Origin of the sequence: Streptomyces cyaneofuscatus (genome assembly GCF_033109485.1) — a bacterium.
GTDB classification, from domain to species: domain Bacteria; phylum Actinomycetota; class Actinomycetes; order Streptomycetales; family Streptomycetaceae; genus Streptomyces; species Streptomyces cyaneofuscatus.
This window is the reverse complement of the sequence record NZ_CP137002.1, coordinates 2,024,456-2,045,352: the sequence shown is the minus strand read 5'-3', so window position 1 is coordinate 2,045,352 and position 20,897 is coordinate 2,024,456. Positions and strand designations below refer to the sequence as shown.

General features: G+C 70.2%; 21 protein-coding genes, 5 tRNA genes and 1 pseudogene. 19 read left to right on the top strand and 8 right to left on the bottom strand.

All coding sequences use genetic code 11. The annotated features are described in order from the left end of the window. Nucleotides 1-114: 114 nt before the first annotated feature. Both R2B67_RS08470 and R2B67_RS08465 read right to left on the bottom strand, forming a co-directional pair. Nucleotides 115-528 carry a roadblock/LC7 domain-containing protein gene (locus R2B67_RS08470; RefSeq protein WP_006127850.1) on the bottom strand — a complete coding sequence of 138 codons (414 nt, stop codon included), beginning with the start codon at nt 526-528 and terminating at the stop codon, nt 115-117. 9 nt (nt 529-537) lie between these two features. After that, a complete protein-coding gene (locus tag R2B67_RS08465) occupies nt 538-4,269 on the bottom strand; it encodes a sensor histidine kinase (protein ID WP_317817165.1) in 3,732 nt (1,243 codons plus the stop codon). A 579-nt stretch (nt 4,270-4,848) separates the two neighbouring features. Here R2B67_RS08465 and R2B67_RS08460 point away from each other — a divergent pair. The 9 genes from R2B67_RS08460 to R2B67_RS08420 all read left to right on the top strand — a co-directional run bounded on the left by R2B67_RS08460 (nt 4,849) and on the right by R2B67_RS08420 (nt 8,778). Next, on the top strand, nt 4,849-5,028 hold the full coding sequence (locus R2B67_RS08460) for a hypothetical protein (protein ID WP_317817164.1): 180 nt from the start codon (nt 4,849-4,851) through the stop codon (nt 5,026-5,028). A gap of 94 nt (nt 5,029-5,122) precedes the next feature. Beyond that, nucleotides 5,123-5,908, top strand: a complete 786-nt coding sequence (locus R2B67_RS08455) for a fumarylacetoacetate hydrolase family protein (protein WP_317817163.1) — start codon at nt 5,123-5,125, stop codon at nt 5,906-5,908. Then, nucleotides 5,901-7,376, top strand: a complete 1,476-nt coding sequence (gene gltX, locus R2B67_RS08450; protein ID WP_317817162.1) for a glutamate--tRNA ligase — start codon at nt 5,901-5,903, stop codon at nt 7,374-7,376. Before R2B67_RS08455 ends, gltX begins: the two co-directional genes overlap by 8 nt. Nucleotides 7,377-7,476: 100 nt before the next feature. Then, the gene (locus R2B67_RS08445; protein WP_317817161.1) at nt 7,477-8,196 is read left to right on the top strand and encodes an HAD family hydrolase; all 720 of its coding nucleotides are present in this window, start codon (nt 7,477-7,479) and stop codon (nt 8,194-8,196) included. A gap of 88 nt (nt 8,197-8,284) precedes the next feature. Further along, nucleotides 8,285-8,356 (top strand) — tRNA-Gln (locus tag R2B67_RS08440). A gap of 39 nt (nt 8,357-8,395) precedes the next feature. After that, nucleotides 8,396-8,468: transfer RNA gene (locus tag R2B67_RS08435), tRNA-Glu, on the top strand. Nucleotides 8,469-8,528: 60 nt separating this feature from the next. Continuing rightward, nucleotides 8,529-8,601 (top strand) — tRNA-Glu (locus R2B67_RS08430). Nucleotides 8,602-8,613: 12 nt separating this feature from the next. Next, a tRNA-Gln gene (locus R2B67_RS08425) sits at nt 8,614-8,685 on the top strand. 20 nt (nt 8,686-8,705) lie between these two features. Then, nucleotides 8,706-8,778: transfer RNA gene (locus R2B67_RS08420), tRNA-Glu, on the top strand. A 95-nt stretch (nt 8,779-8,873) separates the two neighbouring features. Here the strand turns inward: R2B67_RS08420 and R2B67_RS08415 are convergent. Beyond that, a pseudogene (locus tag R2B67_RS08415) lies at nt 8,874-9,335 on the bottom strand (MerR family transcriptional regulator); the annotation flags it as partial. Here R2B67_RS08415 and R2B67_RS08410 point away from each other — a divergent pair. Next, nucleotides 9,334-9,705 carry a monooxygenase family protein gene (locus R2B67_RS08410; protein WP_317817160.1) on the top strand — a complete coding sequence of 124 codons (372 nt, stop codon included), beginning with the start codon at nt 9,334-9,336 and terminating at the stop codon, nt 9,703-9,705. The pseudogene R2B67_RS08415 and the gene R2B67_RS08410 overlap by 2 nt on opposite strands. 98 nt (nt 9,706-9,803) lie before the next feature. On the opposite strand, the gene ndgR is transcribed toward R2B67_RS08410, so the two are convergent. Further along, nucleotides 9,804-10,520 (bottom strand): IclR family transcriptional regulator NdgR, encoded by a 717-nt coding sequence (gene ndgR / locus R2B67_RS08405; protein WP_003966003.1) that lies wholly within the window; start codon nt 10,518-10,520, stop codon nt 9,804-9,806. A gap of 173 nt (nt 10,521-10,693) precedes the next feature. On the opposite strand from ndgR, the gene leuC reads away from it, so the two are divergent. The 4 genes from leuC to R2B67_RS08385 all read left to right on the top strand — a co-directional run bounded on the left by leuC (nt 10,694) and on the right by R2B67_RS08385 (nt 13,854). Further along, nucleotides 10,694-12,121: a 3-isopropylmalate dehydratase large subunit gene (gene leuC, locus R2B67_RS08400; protein WP_317817159.1), complete on the top strand. Its 1,428-nt coding sequence runs from the start codon at nt 10,694-10,696 to the stop codon at nt 12,119-12,121. Nucleotides 12,122-12,123: 2 nt separating this feature from the next. Continuing rightward, nucleotides 12,124-12,717: a 3-isopropylmalate dehydratase small subunit gene (leuD, locus tag R2B67_RS08395; protein ID WP_018509662.1), complete on the top strand. Its 594-nt coding sequence runs from the start codon at nt 12,124-12,126 to the stop codon at nt 12,715-12,717. Between the two features lie 104 nt (nt 12,718-12,821). Beyond that, on the top strand, nt 12,822-13,049 hold the full coding sequence (locus R2B67_RS08390) for an SCO5555 family protein (RefSeq protein WP_015611645.1): 228 nt from the start codon (nt 12,822-12,824) through the stop codon (nt 13,047-13,049). A gap of 142 nt (nt 13,050-13,191) precedes the next feature. Further along, nucleotides 13,192-13,854, top strand: a complete 663-nt coding sequence (locus R2B67_RS08385) for an HU family DNA-binding protein (RefSeq protein ID WP_151510409.1) — start codon at nt 13,192-13,194, stop codon at nt 13,852-13,854. A 102-nt stretch (nt 13,855-13,956) separates the two neighbouring features. On the opposite strand, the gene R2B67_RS08380 is transcribed toward R2B67_RS08385, so the two are convergent. Together R2B67_RS08380 and cofC are read right to left on the bottom strand one after the other, a co-directional pair. Continuing rightward, entirely contained in the window at nt 13,957-14,160 is a 204-nt protein-coding gene (locus tag R2B67_RS08380) for a hypothetical protein (protein ID WP_018509660.1), read from the bottom strand. Nucleotides 14,161-14,170: 10 nt separating this feature from the next. Then, nucleotides 14,171-14,854: a 2-phospho-L-lactate guanylyltransferase gene (gene cofC, locus R2B67_RS08375; RefSeq protein ID WP_317817158.1), complete on the bottom strand. Its 684-nt coding sequence runs from the start codon at nt 14,852-14,854 to the stop codon at nt 14,171-14,173. A gap of 162 nt (nt 14,855-15,016) precedes the next feature. Here cofC and R2B67_RS08370 point away from each other — a divergent pair, with 162 nt between their 5' ends. Genes R2B67_RS08370 through R2B67_RS08360 form a run of 3 tightly spaced genes read left to right on the top strand, consistent with a single transcriptional unit; the run spans nt 15,017 to nt 17,986 of the window. After that, entirely contained in the window at nt 15,017-15,769 is a 753-nt protein-coding gene (locus R2B67_RS08370) for a lysophospholipid acyltransferase family protein (RefSeq protein ID WP_317817157.1), read from the top strand. Next, nucleotides 15,766-16,776, top strand: coding sequence for an NAD(P)H-dependent glycerol-3-phosphate dehydrogenase (locus R2B67_RS08365; protein ID WP_109979748.1), 1,011 nt, complete (start codon nt 15,766-15,768; stop codon nt 16,774-16,776). Before R2B67_RS08370 ends, R2B67_RS08365 begins: the two co-directional genes overlap by 4 nt. A 34-nt stretch (nt 16,777-16,810) precedes the next feature. After that, entirely contained in the window at nt 16,811-17,986 is a 1,176-nt protein-coding gene (locus tag R2B67_RS08360; RefSeq protein ID WP_026241024.1) for a D-alanine--D-alanine ligase family protein, read from the top strand. A gap of 178 nt (nt 17,987-18,164) precedes the next feature. Here R2B67_RS08360 and R2B67_RS08355 read toward each other — a convergent pair whose 3' ends face one another. Continuing rightward, nucleotides 18,165-18,398 (bottom strand): Lrp/AsnC family transcriptional regulator, encoded by a 234-nt coding sequence (locus R2B67_RS08355; RefSeq protein WP_015611652.1) that lies wholly within the window; start codon nt 18,396-18,398, stop codon nt 18,165-18,167. A 240-nt stretch (nt 18,399-18,638) separates the two neighbouring features. Here R2B67_RS08355 and R2B67_RS08350 point away from each other — a divergent pair, with 240 nt between their 5' ends. Both R2B67_RS08350 and thiD read left to right on the top strand, forming a co-directional pair. Next, a complete protein-coding gene (locus R2B67_RS08350) occupies nt 18,639-19,610 on the top strand; it encodes a thiamine-phosphate kinase (protein WP_015611653.1) in 972 nt (323 codons plus the stop codon). A gap of 58 nt (nt 19,611-19,668) precedes the next feature. Then, nucleotides 19,669-20,478 carry a bifunctional hydroxymethylpyrimidine kinase/phosphomethylpyrimidine kinase gene (gene thiD, locus R2B67_RS08345; RefSeq protein WP_317817156.1) on the top strand — a complete coding sequence of 270 codons (810 nt, stop codon included), beginning with the start codon at nt 19,669-19,671 and terminating at the stop codon, nt 20,476-20,478. A gap of 88 nt (nt 20,479-20,566) precedes the next feature. On the opposite strand, the gene rpmB is transcribed toward thiD, so the two are convergent. Then, nucleotides 20,567-20,752: a 50S ribosomal protein L28 gene (rpmB, locus tag R2B67_RS08340; RefSeq protein ID WP_003965989.1), complete on the bottom strand. Its 186-nt coding sequence runs from the start codon at nt 20,750-20,752 to the stop codon at nt 20,567-20,569. Between the last annotated feature and the right edge of the window lie 145 nt (nt 20,753-20,897).

Sequence of the window (20,897 nt, the reverse complement as noted above, 5' to 3'; positions counted from 1 at the left end):
AGGTTCTCGGCTTGCCGTCTGCAAGGGGCCGGTGAGGGGACTAAGGCGGCCTGACGGGTGAGGGTTGTGGGCATTACCTGGGGGGATCGTGTCGTGAATCCGCAGGACGGCCGCCTAATGGAGCAGACTGCCCTGGAGCTCGGCGCGGAGGTCGGGCGTGAGGACGGTGCCCGCACGGTCGACCAGGAGGGCCATCTCGTAACCGACCAGACCGATGTCGGCGTCCGGGTGGGCGAGAACGGCGAGTGAGGACCCGTCGGAGATGGACATGAGGAAGAGGAATCCTCGCTCCATCTCCACAACGGTCTGGCTGACGGCGCCGCCCTCGAAGATCCGCGAGGCGCCCGCGGTCAGCGACGTCAGCCCGGAGGCCACGGCCGCCAGCTGATCGGCGCGGTCGCGCGGGAAACCTTCGGACATCGCCAGCAGCAGGCCATCCGCGGAGACCACCACCGTGTGGGACACCCCTGGGGTGTTGTCCACGAAGTTGGTGATCAGCCAGTTCAGATTCTGCGCGGCCTGACTCATGGGGCTCAACTAACGCTCCTGCTGGTGAGTGGGGCCGAGATGGATACTGCCGGTCGACGGGCCGTTGTTGGCCTGCCGTCCCTGCTGGATGCCCCGGCGGAGATTGGTCAGACGACCGCGTACGTCATCGGGCGCACGCGAAACCTGAGGTCCGGACTGGTGATTCTGCTGCTGAGCGGTCCCCGGAACCAAATTGGCGCGGGGAACACGGCGGGGCAGCCCGGAAGTGGTGACCCCGCCGGCGGCCGGCTTCTTGACCCGCTCGGCCTGGCGTACGAGTTCGTCGTTGGGCGAGGCGCGCCACGAGCTGGTGACCGGAGCCTCGGCCGCACCACGCTGGGGCATGGGCGGAACGGGTACGCCGGTGGGCTCGGAAGCGGCCGGTGCCTGCGGCTCGGCGCCCTGCTGGCCGCCCTGGCCCGGGCCGTGGAACCAGTTGGTCTCCAGGGTGTCGTACAGCGGCGTACGACCGTCCCCGGGACCGGCCGGCGGCAGGGCCTCCGGCTGCTGGGGGAGCGCGGGACGGTACGGGGCCTCGCCCGCCGGGGACGCCGACGGACGCGGGGCGCCGAAGCCGTTGCCCTCCGGGCCGCGCTGACGCGGCGCGGGCAGCTGCTGGCCCTGGTTCTGCTGGAGCGGCGCGTTGAAGTCGGGCCGCGCGAACTGCGCGGTGGACGCCGGGTCCTGGGCCTGCTGGCCGTAGGACTGGTTCTGCTGGTTCTGCTGGAGCGGCGCGTTGAAGTCCGGCCGGGCGAACTGCGAGGTCGCGCCCGGGTCCTGGCCCAGCGGGGCGTTGAACGCCTGGTCCTGGCCGGGGCCCGTCGGCCGGGCGAACTGCCCGGTCGCGTCGTGCTCCTCGTGGCCGCGCGGGGCGTCCGCGCCCCAGTTGGCGGCCTGGGGGCGCTGCTGCGGGTTCCCGCCGGGCAGCTCGGCCCGGGGACCGCCGGTCGGCGGCAGCTGACGGCCGGGGCCGCCGGGCTGCTGGAAGCCGCCCTGGCCGGGGCCGTTCTGCTCGTGCCGGGCCTGCGCGGGCTGCGGCTGGTTCCGGCCCTGCTGCTGGCCCGGACCCTGCTGACCCGGCTGGCCCTGCTGGTTCTGCGGGGCGAACGCGTTCGAGCGGCCGTTCTGGCCGGGGGAGGCCGGAGCGCCGTGACCGAACAGGTTGGGCTGACCCGGCTCCGTACGGCCGGGAGCGTCGCCCTGACCGCGCGCACCGAGCCGGGCGCCGTTGCCGAAGGCGCCGGAGAGGCCGCCACCGCCCTGGCGTTGCGGTTCCTGGCCCGGAAAGGGCTGGTTCGGGTTGCCGGGGTTCTGCGGGCCGTTGCCCTGTGTGCCGTTCTGCTGGCCCTGCGGGCGGCCGGGGCCGTTGTCCCGCGCGGGGAGGGCGGCACGCGGACCGGACCCCGCACCGACCTGGCCGCGCTGGCCGCCGGGTCCCGAGCCGAGGCTCTTGGCACCCGGTCCGCCGGGTCCGCCGCCGATCCCGGGACGCTGGCCGGCGCCCGCACCGTTGCCGTTGCCGGCGAGCAGGCCGCCGGGGGCGGAGCCGTTCTGCTGGCCGGAGCCCTGCTTGGACGGGGGCTGCTTGCCGCCGTGGGCGACATCGACGGGCAGCATGACCAGCGCGGTCGTGCCGCCGGAGTCGGAGGGGCGCAGCTGGATACGGATGCCGTGACGCAGCGACAGCCGGCCGACCACGAACAGACCCATGCGGCGGGAGACCGAGACGTCCACGGTGGGCGGCTGCGCGAGCCGCTCGTTGATCGCGGCGAGGTCCTCGGGGGAGAGGCCGATACCGGTGTCGTGGATCTCGACGAGCACCCGGCCGTCGGGCAGCGCGTGACCGGTGACCCGGACCTTCGTCTGCGGCGAGGAGAACGACGTGGCGTTCTCCAGCAGCTCGGCGAGGAGGTGCACGAGGTCGTTGACGACGCGGCCGGCGACCTCGGTGGCGGGCACCGCGGAGAGTTCGATGCGCTCGTACTGCTCCACCTCGGAGGCGGCGGCACGGAGCACGTCGACCAGCGGGACGGGGCGGGTCCACCGGCGGCCCGGCTCCTCACCCGCGAGGACGAGGAGGTTCTCACCGTTACGGCGCATACGGGTCGCGAGGTGGTCGAGCTTGAAGAGCGAGGAGAGCTGGTCCGGGTCGGCCTCGCGCGACTCCAGCTCGGAGATGAGCGAGAGCTGGCGCTGGATGAGGCCCTGCGAACGGCGCGAGAGGTTGGTGAACATCGCGTTGACGTTGCCTCGCAGAAGGGCCTGCTCGGCGGCGAGGCGGACGGCCTCGCGGTGCACGTCGTCGAAGGCCGCGGCCACCTGGCCGATCTCGTCCCGGGAGTGCACACCGACCGACTCCACGGAGGTGTCGACGTCCTGCGGGTCGGTCTCGGAGAGCTGCTTGACGAGCTCGGGCAGCCGGTCCTGGGCGACGCGGGTGGCGGTGTCCTGGAGGCGCCGCAGCGAGCGGATCATGGACCGGGCCACCACGAAGGCGCCGACGAGCGAGACACCGAGGACGAGGAGGATGACCGCACCGTTGATGATCGCCTCGCGCTGGGAGGCCTCGCGCAGCTCGCGCGCCTTGGCCTCCATGTCGCTGAGGAGGGTGGTCTCGATCGTCTTCATCGCGTCGATCTTGGTGGACGACTGGTCGTACCAGTCCATGTACGAGCGCACCTTCGCCCCGTCGATCCCGTTCGGGGTGTCGAGGATGTGCTTGGCGTACATGTTCGCCGCGTTGATCTCGGGGTTGTTCCCGTTGTCCAGCGGCGCCATCAGGTCCACCGCGCTCTCGCCGGTCGACCCGTAGATCGACTTGAACGAGCTGATCGCGCGGGTTTCCTTGTCGAGGGCGTTGGAGCCGAACTGCTTGTCGTTCTCGTTGAGGTGCGGTTCCTTGACCGAGCCGCCGGGCAGCGCCGCCGCGATGACCGCGCGCTGGATCGAGGCGTACTCCTTGGCGGAGGAGAACGCCGCCAGCGCACGGGTCCGCTTGATCATGTCCGGGTTGCTGGTCGCCTGGGCCATGTCCTGGGACAGGCTGAGCAGCGAGGTGATCAGCTGGCTGTACTGGTCGATGGTGTTGAGGGACGGCGCGCCGTCCTCGTACGCCGACTTGCGGATCGACCGGATGTCGCCGAGCTGCGAGGCGATCTGGGCGACGCTCGCGTGGATGCTCTCCAGCGCGTCGTCGTTCTCGAAGTCGCCGATCTCGTTGGTCGCGTCCAGGAACGCGTCCTTGGCCCGGTCGGTCTTCTCCCGGGGCTGGGAGACCTTGTAGTCGGTCGCCTTGGAGCCGTTGGAGAGCGGACCGGCGGACTGGTCGCGCTCCACCTGGAGGGCCTGCGCGAGCGAGGTCGCCTGCTTGGTCATCTGGGTCAGCAGCTGCATGTGCTCCAGCTGCTGCATGTCGGTCATGGACTCGTTGATCCTCAGACCGCCCAGGCTGGTCGCTGCGACCACGGGGAGGGCGAGGAGGGAGACCAGTCGCGTACTGATGCGCCAGTTACGGAGCGCTATTCGCGACCCCGTGTCGACCGGGCCGCGGGAGGCGGAAGGCGTGCTCGGCTCGGCTCCGCCGCTCGGCGCGGAGCCCGGGGGCTTGGCACGGTCGCCGTTGTCGCCGGCAGCGGCCGGCCCGGGGTTCTGGGCGTGCTGGGGCGAGGAACCGCGGTCGGTCCCGCCGCGCGGCTCCTGTTCCGCCGGAGCGCTGCCATCCCTCTTGAAACGTCCCTGCACTAGCGTCGCAACCTCTGGACCAGGCGTTCCGTCCGGATTAAGGACAGAACGGTGTCGGCGTCGTGGGGCGCTGGACGCGCCCCATGGTGGTCGTTGAGTGACCGGCGTACTTCCCCCTCCCGCCGCCGCTCGGCGCTGCGTTGCGCCCGGTGCGCCGGTCTGAAACCCGCGGCGGTGCGTGGAATTCCAGCACAGTGCAGGATCTCCAACAAGGGCCATGTACCGGGCTGTGACCTGCGTGACACGTTGTGATGAACGAGTAACAAGCAGTGCAGAGTGTTCGTGGGTAAAACGGACTAACGGGGATGAGTCGCTTAGGGGTGGGGGGTGTCCCAGTCGCGATGATCAGGAGCGGAATGATGGATTCAGAGAGGTAATGTCCGTTTTCGGGGCCCTGGCTTCCCGTCCGTAATGGGCCAATTGTCGATTACTTCGTGAGCAAACTCACATGATGATCGTCGCCTCATCGCGGCTCCGGCGGGGAATCGGATGTTTAGCCTGACGCTTTACAGGGATGGCGAATCCGACAAGCAGGCGCCGCCGAGGCGACGCCCCGAACCGACAGGGTCCTGACGGCAGATGAAGACGACGACGATCCGCAACATTGCCAACCCCCGGCGCACCACGCTGGCGCACCTCAAGGACGCCGAAGCGCTGCAGACGCCCTTCCTGCCGGAGCACGCCGCCGACCTGCCCACCGTCACGGCCAACCCGCGCCGCACCATCCTCATGGAAGCCCCGGTCGCGGCCGCCCAGTAGCCACCGCCGGTATACGCGAGCTGTGCCCCTCCCACGGAGTTAGCCTGGAGCGTCAGTCTTCAGCCAGCCAGCAAGTGAGGGGCGACAGCATCCCGTGCGCATCGCCAGGTTCTCCATCGACGGCAATGTCGCCTTCGGCGCCGTCGAGGGACAGGGCACCGTGGAATCCGGTGACCTCGTCCTCGACATCATCAAGGGCATCCCGTACGCCGACTTCGAGCTCTCGGGCACCAAGGTCCCGCTGAACAAGGTCCGGCTGCTGCCCCCCGTGCTCCCCAACAAGGTCGTGGCCATCGGCCGCAACTACGCGGAGCACGCCGCCGAACTCGGCCACGAGGTCCCCGACGCGCCGATCACCTTCTTCAAGCCCACCACCTCGGTGATCGGCTCCGGCGACGCGATCGAGTACCCCTCCTTCTCCGACGACCTCCACCACGAGGCCGAGCTGGCCGTGGTCATCGGCCGCATGTGCCGCGAGGTCCCCCGCGAGCGCGTCAAGGACGTCATCCTCGGCTACACCTGCGCCAACGACGTCACCGCACGCGACGTGCAGGCACGCGAGAAGCAGTGGGCCCGCGCCAAGGGCTTCGACACCTCCTGCCCGCTGGGCCCCTGGGTGGAGACCGACCTCGACCCCCACGACCTCACCATCCAGGCGACGGTCAACGGCGAGCAGCGGCAGCTCGGCCGCACGAGCGACATGGTCCGCTCCATCGAGGAGCTGATCGTCCACATCACGGAGGCCATGACCCTCCTCCCGGGCGACGTCATCCTCACAGGCACCCCCGCAGGGGTCGGCCCCCTGCACGTCGGCGACGAGGTCGCCGTCACCATCGAAGGCATCGGCACTCTCACCAACAAGGTGATCAAGCGTGGCTAACGCACCTGTACGCGTCCGTTTCTGTCCCTCCCCGACCGGCAACCCCCATGTGGGTCTGGTCCGCACGGCCCTGTTCAACTGGGCCTTCGCCCGGCACCACCAGGGCACCCTGGTCTTCCGGATCGAGGACACCGACGCCGCGCGCGACTCCGAGGAGTCCTACCAGCAGCTGCTCGACTCGATGCGCTGGCTCGGCCTGGACTGGGACGAGGGCCCTGAGATCGGCGGCCCGCACGCCCCGTACCGCCAGTCGCAGCGGATGGACCTCTACAAGGACGTCGCCGAGAAGCTCCTCGCCGCCGGGTACGCCTACCCCTGCTACTGCACCACCGAGGAGCTGGACACCCGCCGCGACGCCGCCCGCGCCGCAGGCAAGCCCTCCGGCTACGACGGCCACTGCCGCGACCTCACGGCGGAGCAGAAGGCGGCGTACGAGGCCGAGGGCCGCACCTCGATCGTCCGCTTCCGGATGCCCGACGAGGCCATCACCTTCACCGACCTGGTCCGCGGCGACATCACCGTCCAGCCGGAGAACGTCCCCGACTACGGCATCGTCCGCGCCAACGGGGCCCCGCTCTACACGCTGGTCAACCCGGTCGACGACGCGCTGATGGAGATCACCCACGTCCTGCGCGGCGAGGACCTGCTCTCCTCCACCCCGCGCCAGATCGCCCTGTACCGGGCGCTCATCGAGCTGGGCATCGCCAAGGACACCCCCGCCTTCGGCCACCTGCCGTACGTCATGGGCGAGGGCAACAAGAAGCTCTCCAAGCGCGACCCGCAGGCCTCCCTCAACCTCTACCGGGAGCGCGGCTTCCTCCCCGAGGGCCTGCTGAACTACCTCTCCCTGCTCGGCTGGTCGATCGCCGAGGACCGCGACATCTTCTCGGTGGACGAGCTGATCGCCGCGTTCGACATCGAGGACGTCAACGCCAACCCGGCCCGCTTCGACCTCAAGAAGGCCGAGCACATCAACGCCGAGCACATCCGCATGCTGGACGTGAAGGACTTCACCGAGGCGTGCGGCCCCTGGCTGAAGGCCCCGTTCGCGCCCTGGGCTCCGGAGGCCTTCGACGCGGAGAAGTGGACGCGGATCGCCCCGTACGCCCAGACCCGGGTCACGGTGCTCTCCGACATCACCGACAACGTCGACTTCCTCTTCCTCGACGAGCCGGTGGAGGACGAGGCGTCCTGGACCAAGGCGATGAAGGGCGACCCGGCCGCGCTTCTGACCACGGCCCGCGCCAACCTGGAGGCGGCGGACTGGAGCGACCCGGAGTCGCTCAAGAACGCCGTCCTCACCGCCGGCGAGGCGCACGGCCTCAAGCTCGGCAAGGCCCAGGCCCCGGTCCGCGTCGCCGTGACCGGCCGCACGATCGGTCTGCCGCTCTTCGAGTCCCTGGAGATCCTGGGCCGCGAGAAGAGCCTGGCCCGCATCGACGCGGCGCTGGCCAAGCTGACCGCGTAAGCAAGCACGGAACGCCCCGTGGAGGGCCGCAGCCGACCGGCTGCGGCCCTCCACGGCTTTCACCGCCCACGGGGGCACGCAGGCGGCTAACGTGGCGTACATGCCGATCCGCGCCGTGCTCTGGGACATCGACGACACGATCTTCGACTACGCGGGCGCCGACCACACCGGCATGCGGCTCCACCTGGAGGGCGTGGGGCTGCCCGAGGCGTACGCGACGGTCGACGAGGCCCTCGACGCCTGGAAGGCGATCACCGTCCGGCACTGGGCCCGCGTCGCCGCCGGCGAGACGGACTTCCTCGGCCAGCGCCGGGACCGGGTGCGGGAGTTCCTCTCGCGGCCGCTCACGGACTCCGAGGCCGACGCCTGGTTCGCCGGGCACCTGTCCCACTACGAGGCGTCCTGGCAGCTCTTCCCGGACGTGCTCCCGGTCCTGGACCGGCTGGTGCCCGCCTACCGGCACGCGATCCTCTCCAACTCCAGCAGCGAGCACCAGCACCGCAAGCTCACCGCGCTCGGCATCCGGGACCGGTTCGAGGCGATGGTCTGCGCCGTGGAGCTCGGCGTCTCCAAGCCCGAGGCCGGCGCCTTCCACGCGGCCTGCGAGGAGCTCGCCCTGGACCCGCACGAAGTGGCGTACGTCGGTGACGAGCCGGACATCGACGCGAGCGGGGCCGTCGCGGCCGGGCTGACGGGGATCTGGCTCGACCGGCAGGGGAGAGGCGGGAGGCCGGATCTCGTGACGATCACCGGGCTGGACCAGCTCCCCGCCCTGCTGGCGGGCCAAACCCGTTTTGGAGCGCCGGACACCTTCGGGTAATGTTCTTTCTGCGCCGCCCGAGCGGGACGGAAGATCCGACCGGGAAGCGCAGACAGAAGTGAAGCCCCCACCAGGGGTTGCATTTCAGTGGGCTATGGTGTAATTGGCAACACTACGGTTTCTGGTACCGTCATTCTAGGTTCGAGTCCTGGTAGCCCAGCGCAGTACCGAGCAAGACCAGCAGTATCCAGCAGGACAAGCCCCCGTTGTGTAGCGGCCTAGCACGCTGCCCTCTCACGGCAGTAGCGCCGGTTCGAATCCGGTCGGGGGTACAGATCCTTCCCGCGAGAACATCTGGGTCGCACCCACGTTCTTGATGCAGGATCGCTAGGGCCCCCGTTGTGTAGCGGCCTAGCACGCTGCCCTCTCACGGCAGTAGCGCCGGTTCGAATCCGGTCGGGGGTACTTGTCACACCATGGGCTATGGTGTAATTGGCAACACTACGGTTTCTGGTACCGTCATTCTAGGTTCGAGTCCTGGTAGCCCAGCGCAAGTCAGCAGTAACCACGCCCCCGTTGTGTAGCGGCCTAGCACGCTGCCCTCTCACGGCAGTAGCGCCGGTTCGAATCCGGTCGGGGGTACAACAGAGCGGTACGGGAAGGCCCTCCACCTCGGTGGAGGGCCTTCTCGCTGTCACAGGCCGTACCGGCGGGCCGACTCCTCGCTCTGCGCCAGCCTGCTCCATGATCCGGGCCTGCCGGCTCAAGTAGCCGATATCACACGGATATCCGAGCCTCACCAGCGTGGCCACCGAGGCGACCAGCGACCGGTAGACGGGGGAGAGCTCGCCGAGCTCCAGCGTGGTCGACCACCCCAACTCCGTGAGCAGCGTGGCCACCTGGGCCCGTGCCGTCGCCGTCTCCGGGGCCTCCTCGTCCGGAGTGGGCCCGTGCGGCAGCGCCCACAGGGCCGCGCCCAGGCGGATCGTACGGCCGAGCGACTCGTCGTCCACATGCGTCAGCACCTCACGTGCCGTCGCCACCGGCAGCCGTCCGACCTGAATCAGGGCCCGCACCAGCCGCAGCCGCCGCAGATGGCCCTCGTCGTACTCGGCCTGCGTCGCGCTCACCCGCCGGCCCGCCGGCAGCAGCCCCTCGCGCAGGTAGTACTTGACCGTCGCCGTCGGGACGCCGCGCATGCTGCGGGAGTTGACCAAGGACAAGAGCCGGGGGCTGCTCGGCTACACGCTGCTGACCGGCTCGCCGCGTACGTACTACGTCGTCCAGTACTGGGAGTCGCGGGAGAAGCTGTACGCGTACGCCTCCGCGCCCGACATGTTCCACCGCAAGGCCTGGGCGGTCATCAACCGCAAGGAGAAGAAGTCCCGGCAGCACGTGGGGCTGTGGCACGAGAGCTACATCGTGCCCGAGGGCGGCTACGAGTCGATCTACGCCGACATGCCGGCCTACGGTCTGACCGCGGCGACCGAGGTGCTGCCGGTCCGGGCGCGGGGCCGCAGGGCGGCGGACCGCCTCGCCCACCGGTCGTCGTCCGAGGGGGCCGCGTAGACAAGGTCCGGGACAGAGGTCCGGGCAAGAAAAAGGGCCGCCACGGCGCTGGGGCGGCCTTCCGGAAAAGGGGGAGAGACGTCGTACGGGCCGTGGGGTCAGCCCGTACGGCGCAGGGCCTCGCTCAGCCGCGCTGCCGAGTCGATCACGGCCTGGGCGTGCATCCGGCCCGGGTGGCGCGTGAGGCGCTCGATCGGTCCGGAGACCGAGACGGCGGCGACCACGCGGTTCGAGGGGCCGCGGACCGGGGCCGAGACCGAGGCGACGCCCGGCTCCCGCTCGCCGATCGACTGGGCCCAGCCCCGCCGCCGTACGCCGGAGAGCGCCGTCGCCGTGAACCGGGCGCCCTGGAGGCCGCGGTGCAGGCGCTCCGGCTCCTCCCAGGCCATCAGGATCTGTGCCGAGGAGCCGGCCTTCATGGTGAGCGTGGAGCCGACCGGCACCGTGTCCCGGAGTCCGGACAGCCGTTCCGCCGCCGCCACGCAGATGCGCATGTCGCCCTGCCGGCGGTAGAGCTGGGCGCTCTCGCCGGTGATGTCGCGCAGGTGGGTGAGTACCGGTCCGGCCGTGGCCAGCAGGCGGTCCTCGCCCGCCGCGGCGGCCAGTTCCGACAGCCGGGGGCCGAGGATGAACCGGCCCTGCATATCCCTCGCCACCATCCGGTGGTGTTCCAGTGCCACAGCCAGTCGATGGGCCGTGGGCCGTGCGAGCCCGGTCGCCGCGACCAGCCCGGCGAGGGTGGCCGGACCGGACTCCAGGGCGCTCAGTACCAGAGCTGCCTTGTCGAGAACGCCGACGCCGCTAGAGTTGTCCATACGACGATACTCCCGTCTCACTCTGTGAAACGCAAGTTCAATTTTCGGCGGAAGTTGCGAACCTGTACGGGCGGCCCCACAACGGCCCGTAGCCACCGCCCCGCAGGGGATCCGGACGGCGGCGCACCGAATCTCTAGTTGGGCCGGCGAAGACGCCGGCCGGAGGGAAAGCGATGGGTAGGACACTCGCGGAAAAGGTCTGGGACGACCATGTCGTCCGGCGCGCGGAGGGCGAGCCCGACCTTCTCTTCATCGATCTGCACCTGCTGCACGAGGTGACCAGCCCGCAGGCCTTCGACGGTCTGCGCCAGGCCGGACGTCCGGTGCGACGCCTCGACCTCACCATCGCCACCGAGGACCACAACACCCCGACCCTCGACATCGACAAGCCGATCGCCGACCCGGTCTCCCGAGCCCAGCTGGAGACCCTGCGCAAGAACTGCGCGGAGTTCGGCGTGCGGCTGCACCCGCTGGGCGACGTCGAGCAGGGCGTCGTGCACGTGGTCGGCCCGCAGCTGGGCCTGACCCAGCCCGGCACCACCGTGGTCTGCGGTGACTCCCACACCTCCACGCACGGGGCGTTCGGCGCGCTGGCGTTCGGCATCGGCACCAGCCAGGTGGAGCACGTCCTGGCCACCCAGACGCTGCCGCTGGCCCGCCCGAAGACCATGGCCATCACGGTCGACGGCGAGCTGCCCGAGGACGTCACCGCCAAGGACCTGATCCTGGCGATCATCACCCGGATCGGCACCGGCGGCGGCCAGGGCTACATCCTCGAATACCGCGGCTCCGCCATCGAGAAGCTCTCGATGGAGGCCCGGATGACCATCTGCAACATGTCGATCGAGGCCGGTGCCCGCGCGGGCATGATCGCCCCGGACGAGACCACCTTCGCCTATCTGGAGGGCCGCGACGCCGCCCCCAGGGGCGAGGAGTGGGACGCAGCCGTCGCGTACTGGAAGACGCTGCGCTCGGACGACGACGCGGTGTTCGACGCCGAGGTCGTCATCGACGCCACCGAGCTGGCCCCGTTCGTCACCTGGGGCACCAACCCCGGCCAGGGCGCGCCGCTCTCCGCGAACGTCCCCGACCCCGCTTCGTACGAGGACGCCTCGGAGCGCAACGCCGCCGAAAAGGCCCTGGAGTACATGGGGTTGACCGCCGGGCAGCCGCTGCGCGACATCAACGTGGACACCGTCTTCGTAGGTTCGTGCACCAACGGCCGCATCGAGGACCTGCGCAACGCCGCCGCCATCCTGGACGGCCGCAAAGTCGCCGACGGCGTACGGATGCTGGTCGTCCCCGGCTCCGTCCGGGTCGCCCTCCAGGCCGTCTCCGAGGGCCTGGACAAGGTCTTCACCGGGGCCGGCGCCGAATGGCGGCACGCGGGTTGCTCGATGTGCCTCGGCATGAACCCCGACCAGCTGGCCCCCGGCGAGCGCTCCGCCTCCACCTCGAACCGCAACTTCGAGGGCCGGCAGGGCAAGGGCGGCCGCACCCACCTGGTCTCGCCCCAGGTCGCCGCCGCCACCGCCGTGCTGGGCCATCTGGCCTCGCCCGCCGACCTGTCCGACACCCGTACCCCCGCCGGAGTCGCATAGCCATGGAAGCCTTCACCACCCACACCGGCCGGGCCGTCCCGCTGCGCCGCAGCAACGTCGACACCGACCAGATCATCCCCGCCCACTGGCTGAAGAAGGTCACCCGCGACGGGTTCGAGGACGGGCTCTTCGAAGCCTGGCGCAAGGACGCCGACTTCGTCCTCAACCGCCCCGAGCGGCAGGGCGCCACGGTCCTGGTGGCCGGCCCCGACTTCGGTACGGGCTCCTCCCGCGAACACGCGGTCTGGGCCCTGCAGAACTTCGGCTTCAAGACCGTCATCTCCTCCCGCTTCGCCGACATCTTCCGGGGCAACTCGCTGAAGAACGGCCTGCTGACCGTGGTCCTGGAGCAGAAGGTCGTCGACGCCCTCTGGGAGCTGACCGAGGCCGACCCGACCGCCGAGGTCACCGTCGACCTGGAGACCCGCCAGGTCCGAGCCGAGGGCATCACCGCCGACTTCGAGCTGGACGAGAACGCCCGCTGGCGACTGCTCAACGGCCTCGACGACATCAGCCTCACCCTTCAGAACGAAGCGGACATCGCGGCTTACGAGGCGGCCAGGCCGTCCCACAAACCGCGTACAATTGACGCCTGAGCAGCGCTTTTCCATGACTGCGCCCCCTGCCTCCGGGCAGGGGGCGCAGTCGCTTGTTGAGCCCCCCTCGGGCGACAACTCGCCCCAGATGGCACAATCGGTGCATGGAACGCGACAGCCAACTCAAGCTCTATGGCCAAGTCGCCGACCGATTGAAGGAAGCGCACGCGAAGGTGCGTGCACTGCAAGTCCCGGAGAGCGTACGGATGGCGCTGTCCCGGAAGCTGCTGGTCGTCACGGCCGCGGCGAAGCACGATCTCCCGGACGCGGCAAGGCGTCTGGACCGGTTGATGAAGGACCTCGATGAGGGCCGATTCCCCGAAGGTGACTGACACGTGGAACTGCGCATCGGTCGACTTCGTTGCGGCACTAGGGTGATTAGCCCGTTTCGTGTTTGATTTGCGGTATATATCTGCCTAACGTGCGAAAAAGCCTGAACACTTTCGTTCTGGCAATGTCTCCGAAGGGGAAGACGTGAACAAGGCGCAGCTCGTAGAAGCGATTGCCGACAAGGTCGGCGGCCGCCAGCAGGCCGCAGACGCTGTCGACGCGGTACTCGACGCGATCGTCCGTGCCGTTGTCGCCGGGGACCGTGTCTCGGTCACCGGCTTCGGCTCGTTCGAGAAGGTCGACCGCCCCGCCCGGTACGCCCGCAACCCGCAGACGGGTGAGCGCGTCCGGGTCAAGAAGACCTCGGTGCCCCGCTTCCGTGCGGGTCAGGGGTTCAAGGACCTGGTGAGCGGCTCCAAGAAGCTCCCCAAGAACGACGTGGCCGTGAAGAAGGCCCCCAAGGGCAGCCTCTCGGGCGGATCTTCCGCCGCCCGTACGACGGTCAAGGCCGCCGCCGCCAAGAAGTCGGCCGCCAAGAAGGCCACGGCCAAGAAGGCCACCGCCACGAAGGCCGTGGCACCGGCGAAGAAGACCACCGCCACCGCCAAGAAGGCCGCCGCCAAGAAGGCGACCGCCACGGCGAAGAAGGCCACGCCGGCCGCGAAGAAGGCGACCCCGGCGAAGAAGGCCACCGCGACCGCCAAGAAGACCGCGCCCGCCAAGAAGGCCACGGCGAAGAAGGCGCCCGCGAAGAAGACCACGGCGCGCACCACCACGGCCAAGAAGGCCACCGCACGCAAGAAGTGAGACCGGGTAACCGCTCGCTTCGAGGAAACGCGCCGGGCCGGGCTCCCCTCCGGGGGAGCCCGGCCCGCGGGCTGTCCGGGGGCACTTCACCCCCCGTACGGTCTAGAACGTCTGCAGCGTCACCAGCGTGATCCGCAGGGCGGCACCCTCGCCCTCGCCCTCGATCCGCACCCGCTGCCCCGGACGCAGCAGCAGCAGACCGCCCGCGTCGAAGGCCGGGGCGTCGAACTCCACCGGGGTGCCGTCGTCCAGCAGCACGCTGCCGGTCCGGGTCTCGGGGTCGTACGTGTACGAGGTCGCCTGCATGGGCGGCAGCCTATCGGTCCGGCGCGGAGGCGAGCGCGGCCGTGAGCCGCTGCGTGTACGGCCCCGCCCCGAGGGCCAGGGCCACCTCCAGGTCCTCGCCCGTATCCACGTCCCGGCGCACCGAGTCGACACCGGGCAGCGTTATTTCCACCGCGCCCGAGGCCAGATGCCGGGCGGCGGAGGGGCCGCCGAAAACGGGGCGCAATTCCGTACCCCCGGCGCAGGACAGAAATGTCGTTCCGATTCCCGCCGCATCCCGGAGAAATGCCCGGGGAAAAGCGGAGGCAAAATCGAGCACCCGAGCCAATTCTCCGGCGCGCAGGGCCGGCAGGTCCGCGTTGAGAGCGGCCACCGGGACGGCGGGCGCGAGGGCCCGCACCGAGCGCGCCCCGTACGCCAGCGCGGCGTTGAGCCCGGCCGCCGGGACGTCCGGCACGATCCGGGCGCCGAGCGCCGAAAGGGCCGCCCCGGCCGCCGCGTCGTCCGTGACGACCACCACATCCCGCACCCGGGAACAGGAGAGCGCCGCCGCCACCGTGTCCTGGGCGAAGGCCAGGGCCAGACGCGGCCGGGCGAGCTCGCCCGCGGCCCGCCCCAGGCGGCTCTTGGCCCGCGCGAGCGGCTTCAGCGGAATGATCAGGGACCAGAGTCCCGCCGGATCGGTGTTCGTGGCGATCTCCCCCTCCGTGACCATGAGGACTTATTCTCGCCTGCCGGTACGACAACCCGGAGGTCCGGGCCCGGGGGTGAGGCGTACGGTGTTCTCGACAGAGGAGGGGCCTGGGGCGAGACTTGACCGTCAGTAGCCGGCAACAGGTCGAAAGTTCCGATGAGGTCCTTAGAGGAAGGTGTCCGAGTGTCCCGCCGCAGAATCGGCTTCTGGTACCGCCTGGCGGCGGTCATCGCCAAGCCGCCATTGGTGGTTCTGTTCAAGCGCGACTGGCGGGGGATGGAACACATTCCGGCCGACGGCGGATTCATCACCGCCGTCAATCACAACTCCTACCTGGACCCGCTCTCCTACGCGCACTTCCAGTACAACACCGGACGCGTGCCCCGGCTCCTGGCCAAGGCCGGCCTCTTCCGCACCCCCTTCGTCGGGATGATGCTGCGCGGCACCGGCCAGATCCCCGTCTACCGTGAGACGACCAACGCCCTGGACGCCTTCCGGGCCGCCGTCGACGCCATCGAGCGCGGCGAGTGCGTCGCCTTCTACCCCGAGGGCACCCTCACCCGGGACCCCGACATGTGGCCGATGGCCGGCAAGACCGGCGCCGCCCGGGTCGCGCTGATGACCCGGGCCCCGGTCATCCCGGTCGCTCAGTGGGGCGCCAACCTCGCGATGCCGCCGTACGCCAAGGAGAACAAGCTCCAGTTGTTCCCCCGCAAGACCCTGACGGTCCAGGCAGGCCCGCCCGTCGACCTCAGCCGCTTCTACGATGTCGAGCCGACGCCCGACGTGCTGCGCCAGGCGACCGAGGTCATCATGGCCGCGATCACCCGCCAGCTGGAGGACGTCCGCGGGGAGAAGGCCCCCGCCGAGCTCTACGATCACCGCAAAGCCCGCGCTGAACAACGGCGCAGGGCGCAGGGAAAGGGATCCACGTGACGCACCCCGTAAAAGCAGCCGTCTTCGGAACCGGCTCATGGGGTACGGCGTTCGCCGTGATCCTCGCCGACGCGGGCTGCGAGGTCACCCTCTGGGGACGCCGCGCCGAGGTCGCCGAGACCGTCAACACCACGCACACCAACCCGGACTACCTGCCGGGCATCGAGCTCCCCGCCTCGATCCGCGCCACCACCGACCCCGCCGAGGCGCTGCGCGGAGCCGAGTTCGCCTTCCTCGTCGTGCCCTCCCAGACGCTGCGCGCCAACCTCGCCGACTGGGCCCCGCACCTGGAGCAGGACACCGTCCTGGTCTCCCTGATGAAGGGCGTCGAGCTGGGCACCGCCGAGCTGATGAGCGAGGTCATCGCGGACGTCACCAAGGTGACCGCCGACCGCATCGCCGTCGTCTCCGGACCCAATCTCGCCAAGGAGATCGCCGAGCGCCGCCCCGCCGCCGCCGTCGTCGCCTGCGCCGACGAGTCCGTCGCCCAGCGCCTCCAGGCCGCCTGCCACACCCCGTACTTCCGGCCCTACACCAACACCGACGTCGTCGGCTGCGAGCTCGGCGGCGCCGTGAAGAACGTCATCGGCCTCGCCGTGGGCATCGCGGACGGCATGGGCCTCGGCGACAACACCAAGGGCTCCCTCATCACCCGCGGCCTCGCCGAGACCACCCGGCTCGGCGTCGCCATGGGCGCCGACCCGCTGACGTTCTCCGGACTCGCGGGCCTGGGCGACCTGGTGGCCACCTGCTCCTCGCCGCTCTCGCGCAACCACACCTTCGGCACCAACCTCGGCCGCGGCATGACGCTCCAGGAGACGATCGCCGTCACCAAGCAGACCGCCGAGGGCGTCAAGTCCTGCGAATCGGTCCTCGACCTGGCGCGCCGGCACGGCGTCGACATGCCCATCACGGAGACCGTCGTCTCGATCGTCCACGAGGGCAAGTCCCCGGTCGTCGCCGTCAAGGAGCTGATGTCGCGGAGCGCCAAGGCCGAGCGACGCTGACTCCTCCCTTACCAGCAGGTACGCTCATCGCGATATGAGCAGCGAGAACCTCCCCCAGAGCCCTGAGCGCCCCGAGAGCCCTGAGCAGCAGCGCCGCAAGCCGCGTGTGGCTGTCGTGTTCGGCGGCCGCAGCTCCGAACACGGCATCTCGGTCGTTACGGCCGGCGCCGTCATGAAGGCCATCGACCGGACGAAGTACGACGTCCTGCCGATCGGCATCACGACGGACGGCCGCTGGGCGCTCACCGCGGACGATCCCGAACGCATGGCCATCACCGACCGCAAGGTCCCCGACGTGGACCGGCTCACCGAGTCCACCGAGGGCAGCGTCGTGCTCTCCGTGGACCCGGGCAGCCGCGAGGTCGTCTACACCGAACCCGGCTCGGTGCCCAAGGCGCTGGGTGAGGTCGACGTCGTCTTCCCCGTGCTGCACGGCCCGTACGGGGAGGACGGCACCCTCCAGGGGCTGCTCGAACTCTCCGGGGTGCCCTACGTCGGTGCGGGCGTCCTCGCGTCCGCCGTCGGCCAGGACAAGGAGTACATGAAGCGCGTCTTCATCTCCTTCGGGCTCCCGGTCGGGCCGTACGAGGTCGTCCGGCCCCGCGAGTGGGACCGCGACCCCTCCGCCGTACGCAAGCGGATCGTGGACTTCGCCGGTGAGCACGGCTGGCCGCTCTTCATCAAGCCCGCCCGCGGCGGCTCCTCGATGGGCATCACCAAGGTCGACGGCCTCGAAGGCCTCGACGCGGCGATCGAGGAGGCCCGGCGCCACGACCCCAAGTTCCTCGTGGAGTCGCTGCTGCGCGGCCGTGAGATCGAGTGCGGCGTGCTGGAGTTCGAGGACGGACCGCGCGCCAGCGTGCCCGCCGAGATCCCCCCGGTCACCGCGCACGAGTTCTACGACTTCGAGGCGAAGTACATCGACTCCGCCGCCGGCCTGGTGCCCGCCCCGCTCACCGCGGAGGAGACCGCCGAGGTCCAGCGGCTCGCCGTCGCCGCCTTCGACGCCACCTCCTGCGAGGGGCTGGTGCGCGCCGACTTCTTCCTCACCGAGGACGGCACCTTCGTCATCAACGAGATCAACACCCTGCCGGGCTTCACCCCGATCTCCATGTACCCGCGCATGTGGCAGGAGAGCGGCGTGAGCTACCCCGAGCTGGTCGACCGGCTGATCCAGGCCGCGTTGACCCGCTCCACCGGACTGCGCTGAGAGACCCGGAAGGCCGGGACGGCGGCGGCCGTCCCGGCCTTCCGGGCGGTGGGGGCAAGCGGTCTTCGTGGACGGTGGAGCGCCGCAGCGCAGTACGATCGCCCCGTCAGCGCGCGGAGAGCACGGTGCCGGGGCGGAGAAACCGGCCGCGCGTCCCACGCGCGGCACCGGACGGGGGTCAGAGGTGGACGACCGGACAGGTCAGGGTGCGTGTGATGCCGTCCACCTGCTGCACTTTGGCGACCACCATGCGGCCGAGTGCATCGACCGTGTCGGCCTGGGCCCGCACGATCACGTCGTACGGACCGGTGACGTCCTCTGCCTGGATGACTCCCGGAATCTTGGAAATGGTCTCGGCGACGATCGACGCCTTGCCCACCTCGGTCTGGATGAGGATGTACGCCTGTACCACGGAACCTCCAGGGCGGCCACGAGGATCATGTGGGGGAAAGGGACGCCACGTTATCGCGTCGCCGAGGGTGACGGGGAGACCTACGGGCCGTGTGACGTCCACAGCGTGGCGTGCGGAGTGCGGAAGTTGACGTATCCCTTGACGGTGCCGGCAGCTCTCCTGACGGTACCGACAGCAGTGACGGCTCGCGACCGGGGGCCCGGACGGGTGTCCGGGGCGATAAATGAGAGGTGAGACTCGGTGAAGGGAACCGTGGGCGAGTTGGGGGAGTTCGGGCTCATCAGAGAGCTCACGTCCCGGCTCACCACCACTCCGGCGGTACGGCTGGGGCCCGGCGACGACGCCGCGGTCGTGGCCGCTCCCGACCGCAGGGTCGTGGCCAGTACGGACATCCTGCTGGAAGGGCGGCACTTCCGCCGCGACTGGTCGACGGCGTACGACGTCGGCCGCAAGGCGGCGGCGCAGAACCTCGCCGACATCGCGGCCATGGGCGCCGTGCCCACCGCGCTGCTCCTCGGCCTCGTCGTCCCCGCCGACCTCCCGGTCACCTGGGCCGCCGAGCTGATGGACGGGCTGCGTGACGAGTGCCAGGTGGCGGGGGCGGCCGTCGTCGGCGGCGACGTGGTCGGCGGCGACACCATCACCGTCGCCATCACCGCCCTCGGCGACCTGCGCAACCACGAGCCGGTCACCCGCTCCGGCGCACGCCCCGGCGACGTCGTCGCCGTCACCGGCTGGCTCGGCTGGTCCGCCGCCGGATACGCCGTACTCTCCCGCGGCTTCCGCTCGCCCCGCGCCTTCGTGGAGGCCCACCGCCGCCCCGAACCGCCGTACCACGCGGGCCCCGCGGCCGCCGGACTCGGCGCCACCGCGATGACCGACGTCAGCGACGGGCTCGTCGCGGACCTCGGGCACATCGCCGAGGCCAGCAAGGTCCGCATCGACCTGCGCTCCGGACTCATCGACATCCCCTCGCAGATGTCCGACATCGGCCAGGCCGTCGGCGTCGACCCGCTCCAGTGGGTGCTGACCGGGGGCGAGGACCACGCGATCGTGGCGACGTTCCCGCCCGACGTGAAGCTCCCCGCCCGCTGGAAGGTGATCGGCGAGGTCCTCAACCCCTCCGCCCTGCCCCAGGTCACCGTCGACGGGGCGCCCTGGACCAGCAAGGGCGGCTGGGACCACTTCGGCGCGATCGAGGACACGTACTAGAGCGCAGGCCTCATCCGTGAACCTATAGCTCACGCGTGCGCGTACTAGATTGCTGCGCATGCCCATACGTACCGCTGTACCGCCCCGCGTCCTCACCGTCGCCGGATCCGACTCCGGCGGCGGTGCGGGGATCCAGGCCGATCTGAAGACCATGCTCGCCCTCGGTGTGCACGGCATGAGCGTGCTCACCGCCGTCACCGCGCAGAACTCCCTCGGCGTCCAGGGCGCGTGGGAGCTCCCGGTGGACGCCGTACGCGCCCAGTACCGCAGCGTCGTCGACGACATCGGCGTCCAGGCGGTGAAGACCGGGATGCTCGCCTCGGCCGCGCTCGTCGAGACCGTCGCCGGACTCCTCGCCGGGACGGACGCCCCCGTCGTCGTCGACCCGGTCGGGGTCTCCAAGCACGGGGACGCGCTGCTCGCCGCCGAGGCGCTCGACTCCGTGCGGACGAAGCTCCTGCCCGTCGCCACGGTGGCCACCCCGAACCTCGACGAAGTTGCCCAGCTCACCGGCGTCACGGTCACCGACGAGGACGGCATGCGCCGGGCCGCCGAGGAGATCCTCGCGTTCGGGCCGCGCTGGGCGCTCATCAAGGGCGGCCACCTGCCCGGCGACGCGGTCGACCTGCTCACCGACGGGAGCGCGGAACACTGGCTGCGCGCCCCCCGCTACGACAACCGGCACACCCACGGCACCGGCTGCACCCTCGCCTCCGCCATCGCCTCCGGGCTCGCGCTCGGCCAGGACGTGCCCACGGCGGTGGAGGGCGCGAAGGCGTACGTCACCGGCGCGATCCGGGCCGGATTCGCCCTGGGCGGCGGCATCGGCCCGGTCGACCACGGCTGGCGGGCCCGCCTCGCTGAATGATCACAGCCGGATGAGCACAGCAAAAAGCCGGTCCACCGAGGTGGACCGGCTTTTTGGGCAACCGGAAGGCTGCGCTACGACGGAGACGTCAGCGCGCGACCTTGCCGGCCTTGATGCACGAGGTGCAGACGTTGAGCCGCTTCGGCGTCCGACCGACCACGGCACGCACGCGCTGGATGTTGGGGTTCCAGCGACGGGACGTACGGCGGTGCGAGTGCGAAATGCTGTTGCCGAAGCTCGGCCCCTTGCCGCAAACGTCGCAGTTGGCAGCCACGGGTCACTCCAAAGACTTCAGATGCACTTACAGTGAATTCCGGCGCGCCGGAATCATTGAATGAAGTGGCGGTACCGGAGGAATGGCCCGACTCTCATCGGGCAACCGAAGCAGCATACAACGCCTGCTCCGGAGATACGAAACT

Coding starts and splice junctions, on each gene's coding strand:
- R2B67_RS08460 (WP_317817164.1), top strand. CDS start 4,849: ATGAAGACGACGACGATCCGCAACATTGCCAACCCCCGGCGCACCACG.
- R2B67_RS08470 (WP_006127850.1), bottom strand. CDS start 528: ATGAGTCAGGCCGCGCAGAATCTGAACTGGCTGATCACCAACTTCGTG.
- cofC (WP_317817158.1), bottom strand. CDS start 14,854: ATGGTCACGGAGGGGGAGATCGCCACGAACACCGATCCGGCGGGACTC.
- leuD (WP_018509662.1), top strand. CDS start 12,124: ATGGAAGCCTTCACCACCCACACCGGCCGGGCCGTCCCGCTGCGCCGC.
- leuC (WP_317817159.1), top strand. CDS start 10,694: ATGGGTAGGACACTCGCGGAAAAGGTCTGGGACGACCATGTCGTCCGG.
- R2B67_RS08445 (WP_317817161.1), top strand. CDS start 7,477: ATGCCGATCCGCGCCGTGCTCTGGGACATCGACGACACGATCTTCGAC.
- thiD (WP_317817156.1), top strand. CDS start 19,669: ATGCCCATACGTACCGCTGTACCGCCCCGCGTCCTCACCGTCGCCGGA.
- R2B67_RS08360 (WP_026241024.1), top strand. CDS start 16,811: ATGAGCAGCGAGAACCTCCCCCAGAGCCCTGAGCGCCCCGAGAGCCCT.
- ndgR (WP_003966003.1), bottom strand. CDS start 10,520: ATGGACAACTCTAGCGGCGTCGGCGTTCTCGACAAGGCAGCTCTGGTA.
- R2B67_RS08390 (WP_015611645.1), top strand. CDS start 12,822: ATGGAACGCGACAGCCAACTCAAGCTCTATGGCCAAGTCGCCGACCGA.
- R2B67_RS08410 (WP_317817160.1), top strand. CDS start 9,334: ATGCTGCGGGAGTTGACCAAGGACAAGAGCCGGGGGCTGCTCGGCTAC.
- R2B67_RS08380 (WP_018509660.1), bottom strand. CDS start 14,160: ATGCAGGCGACCTCGTACACGTACGACCCCGAGACCCGGACCGGCAGC.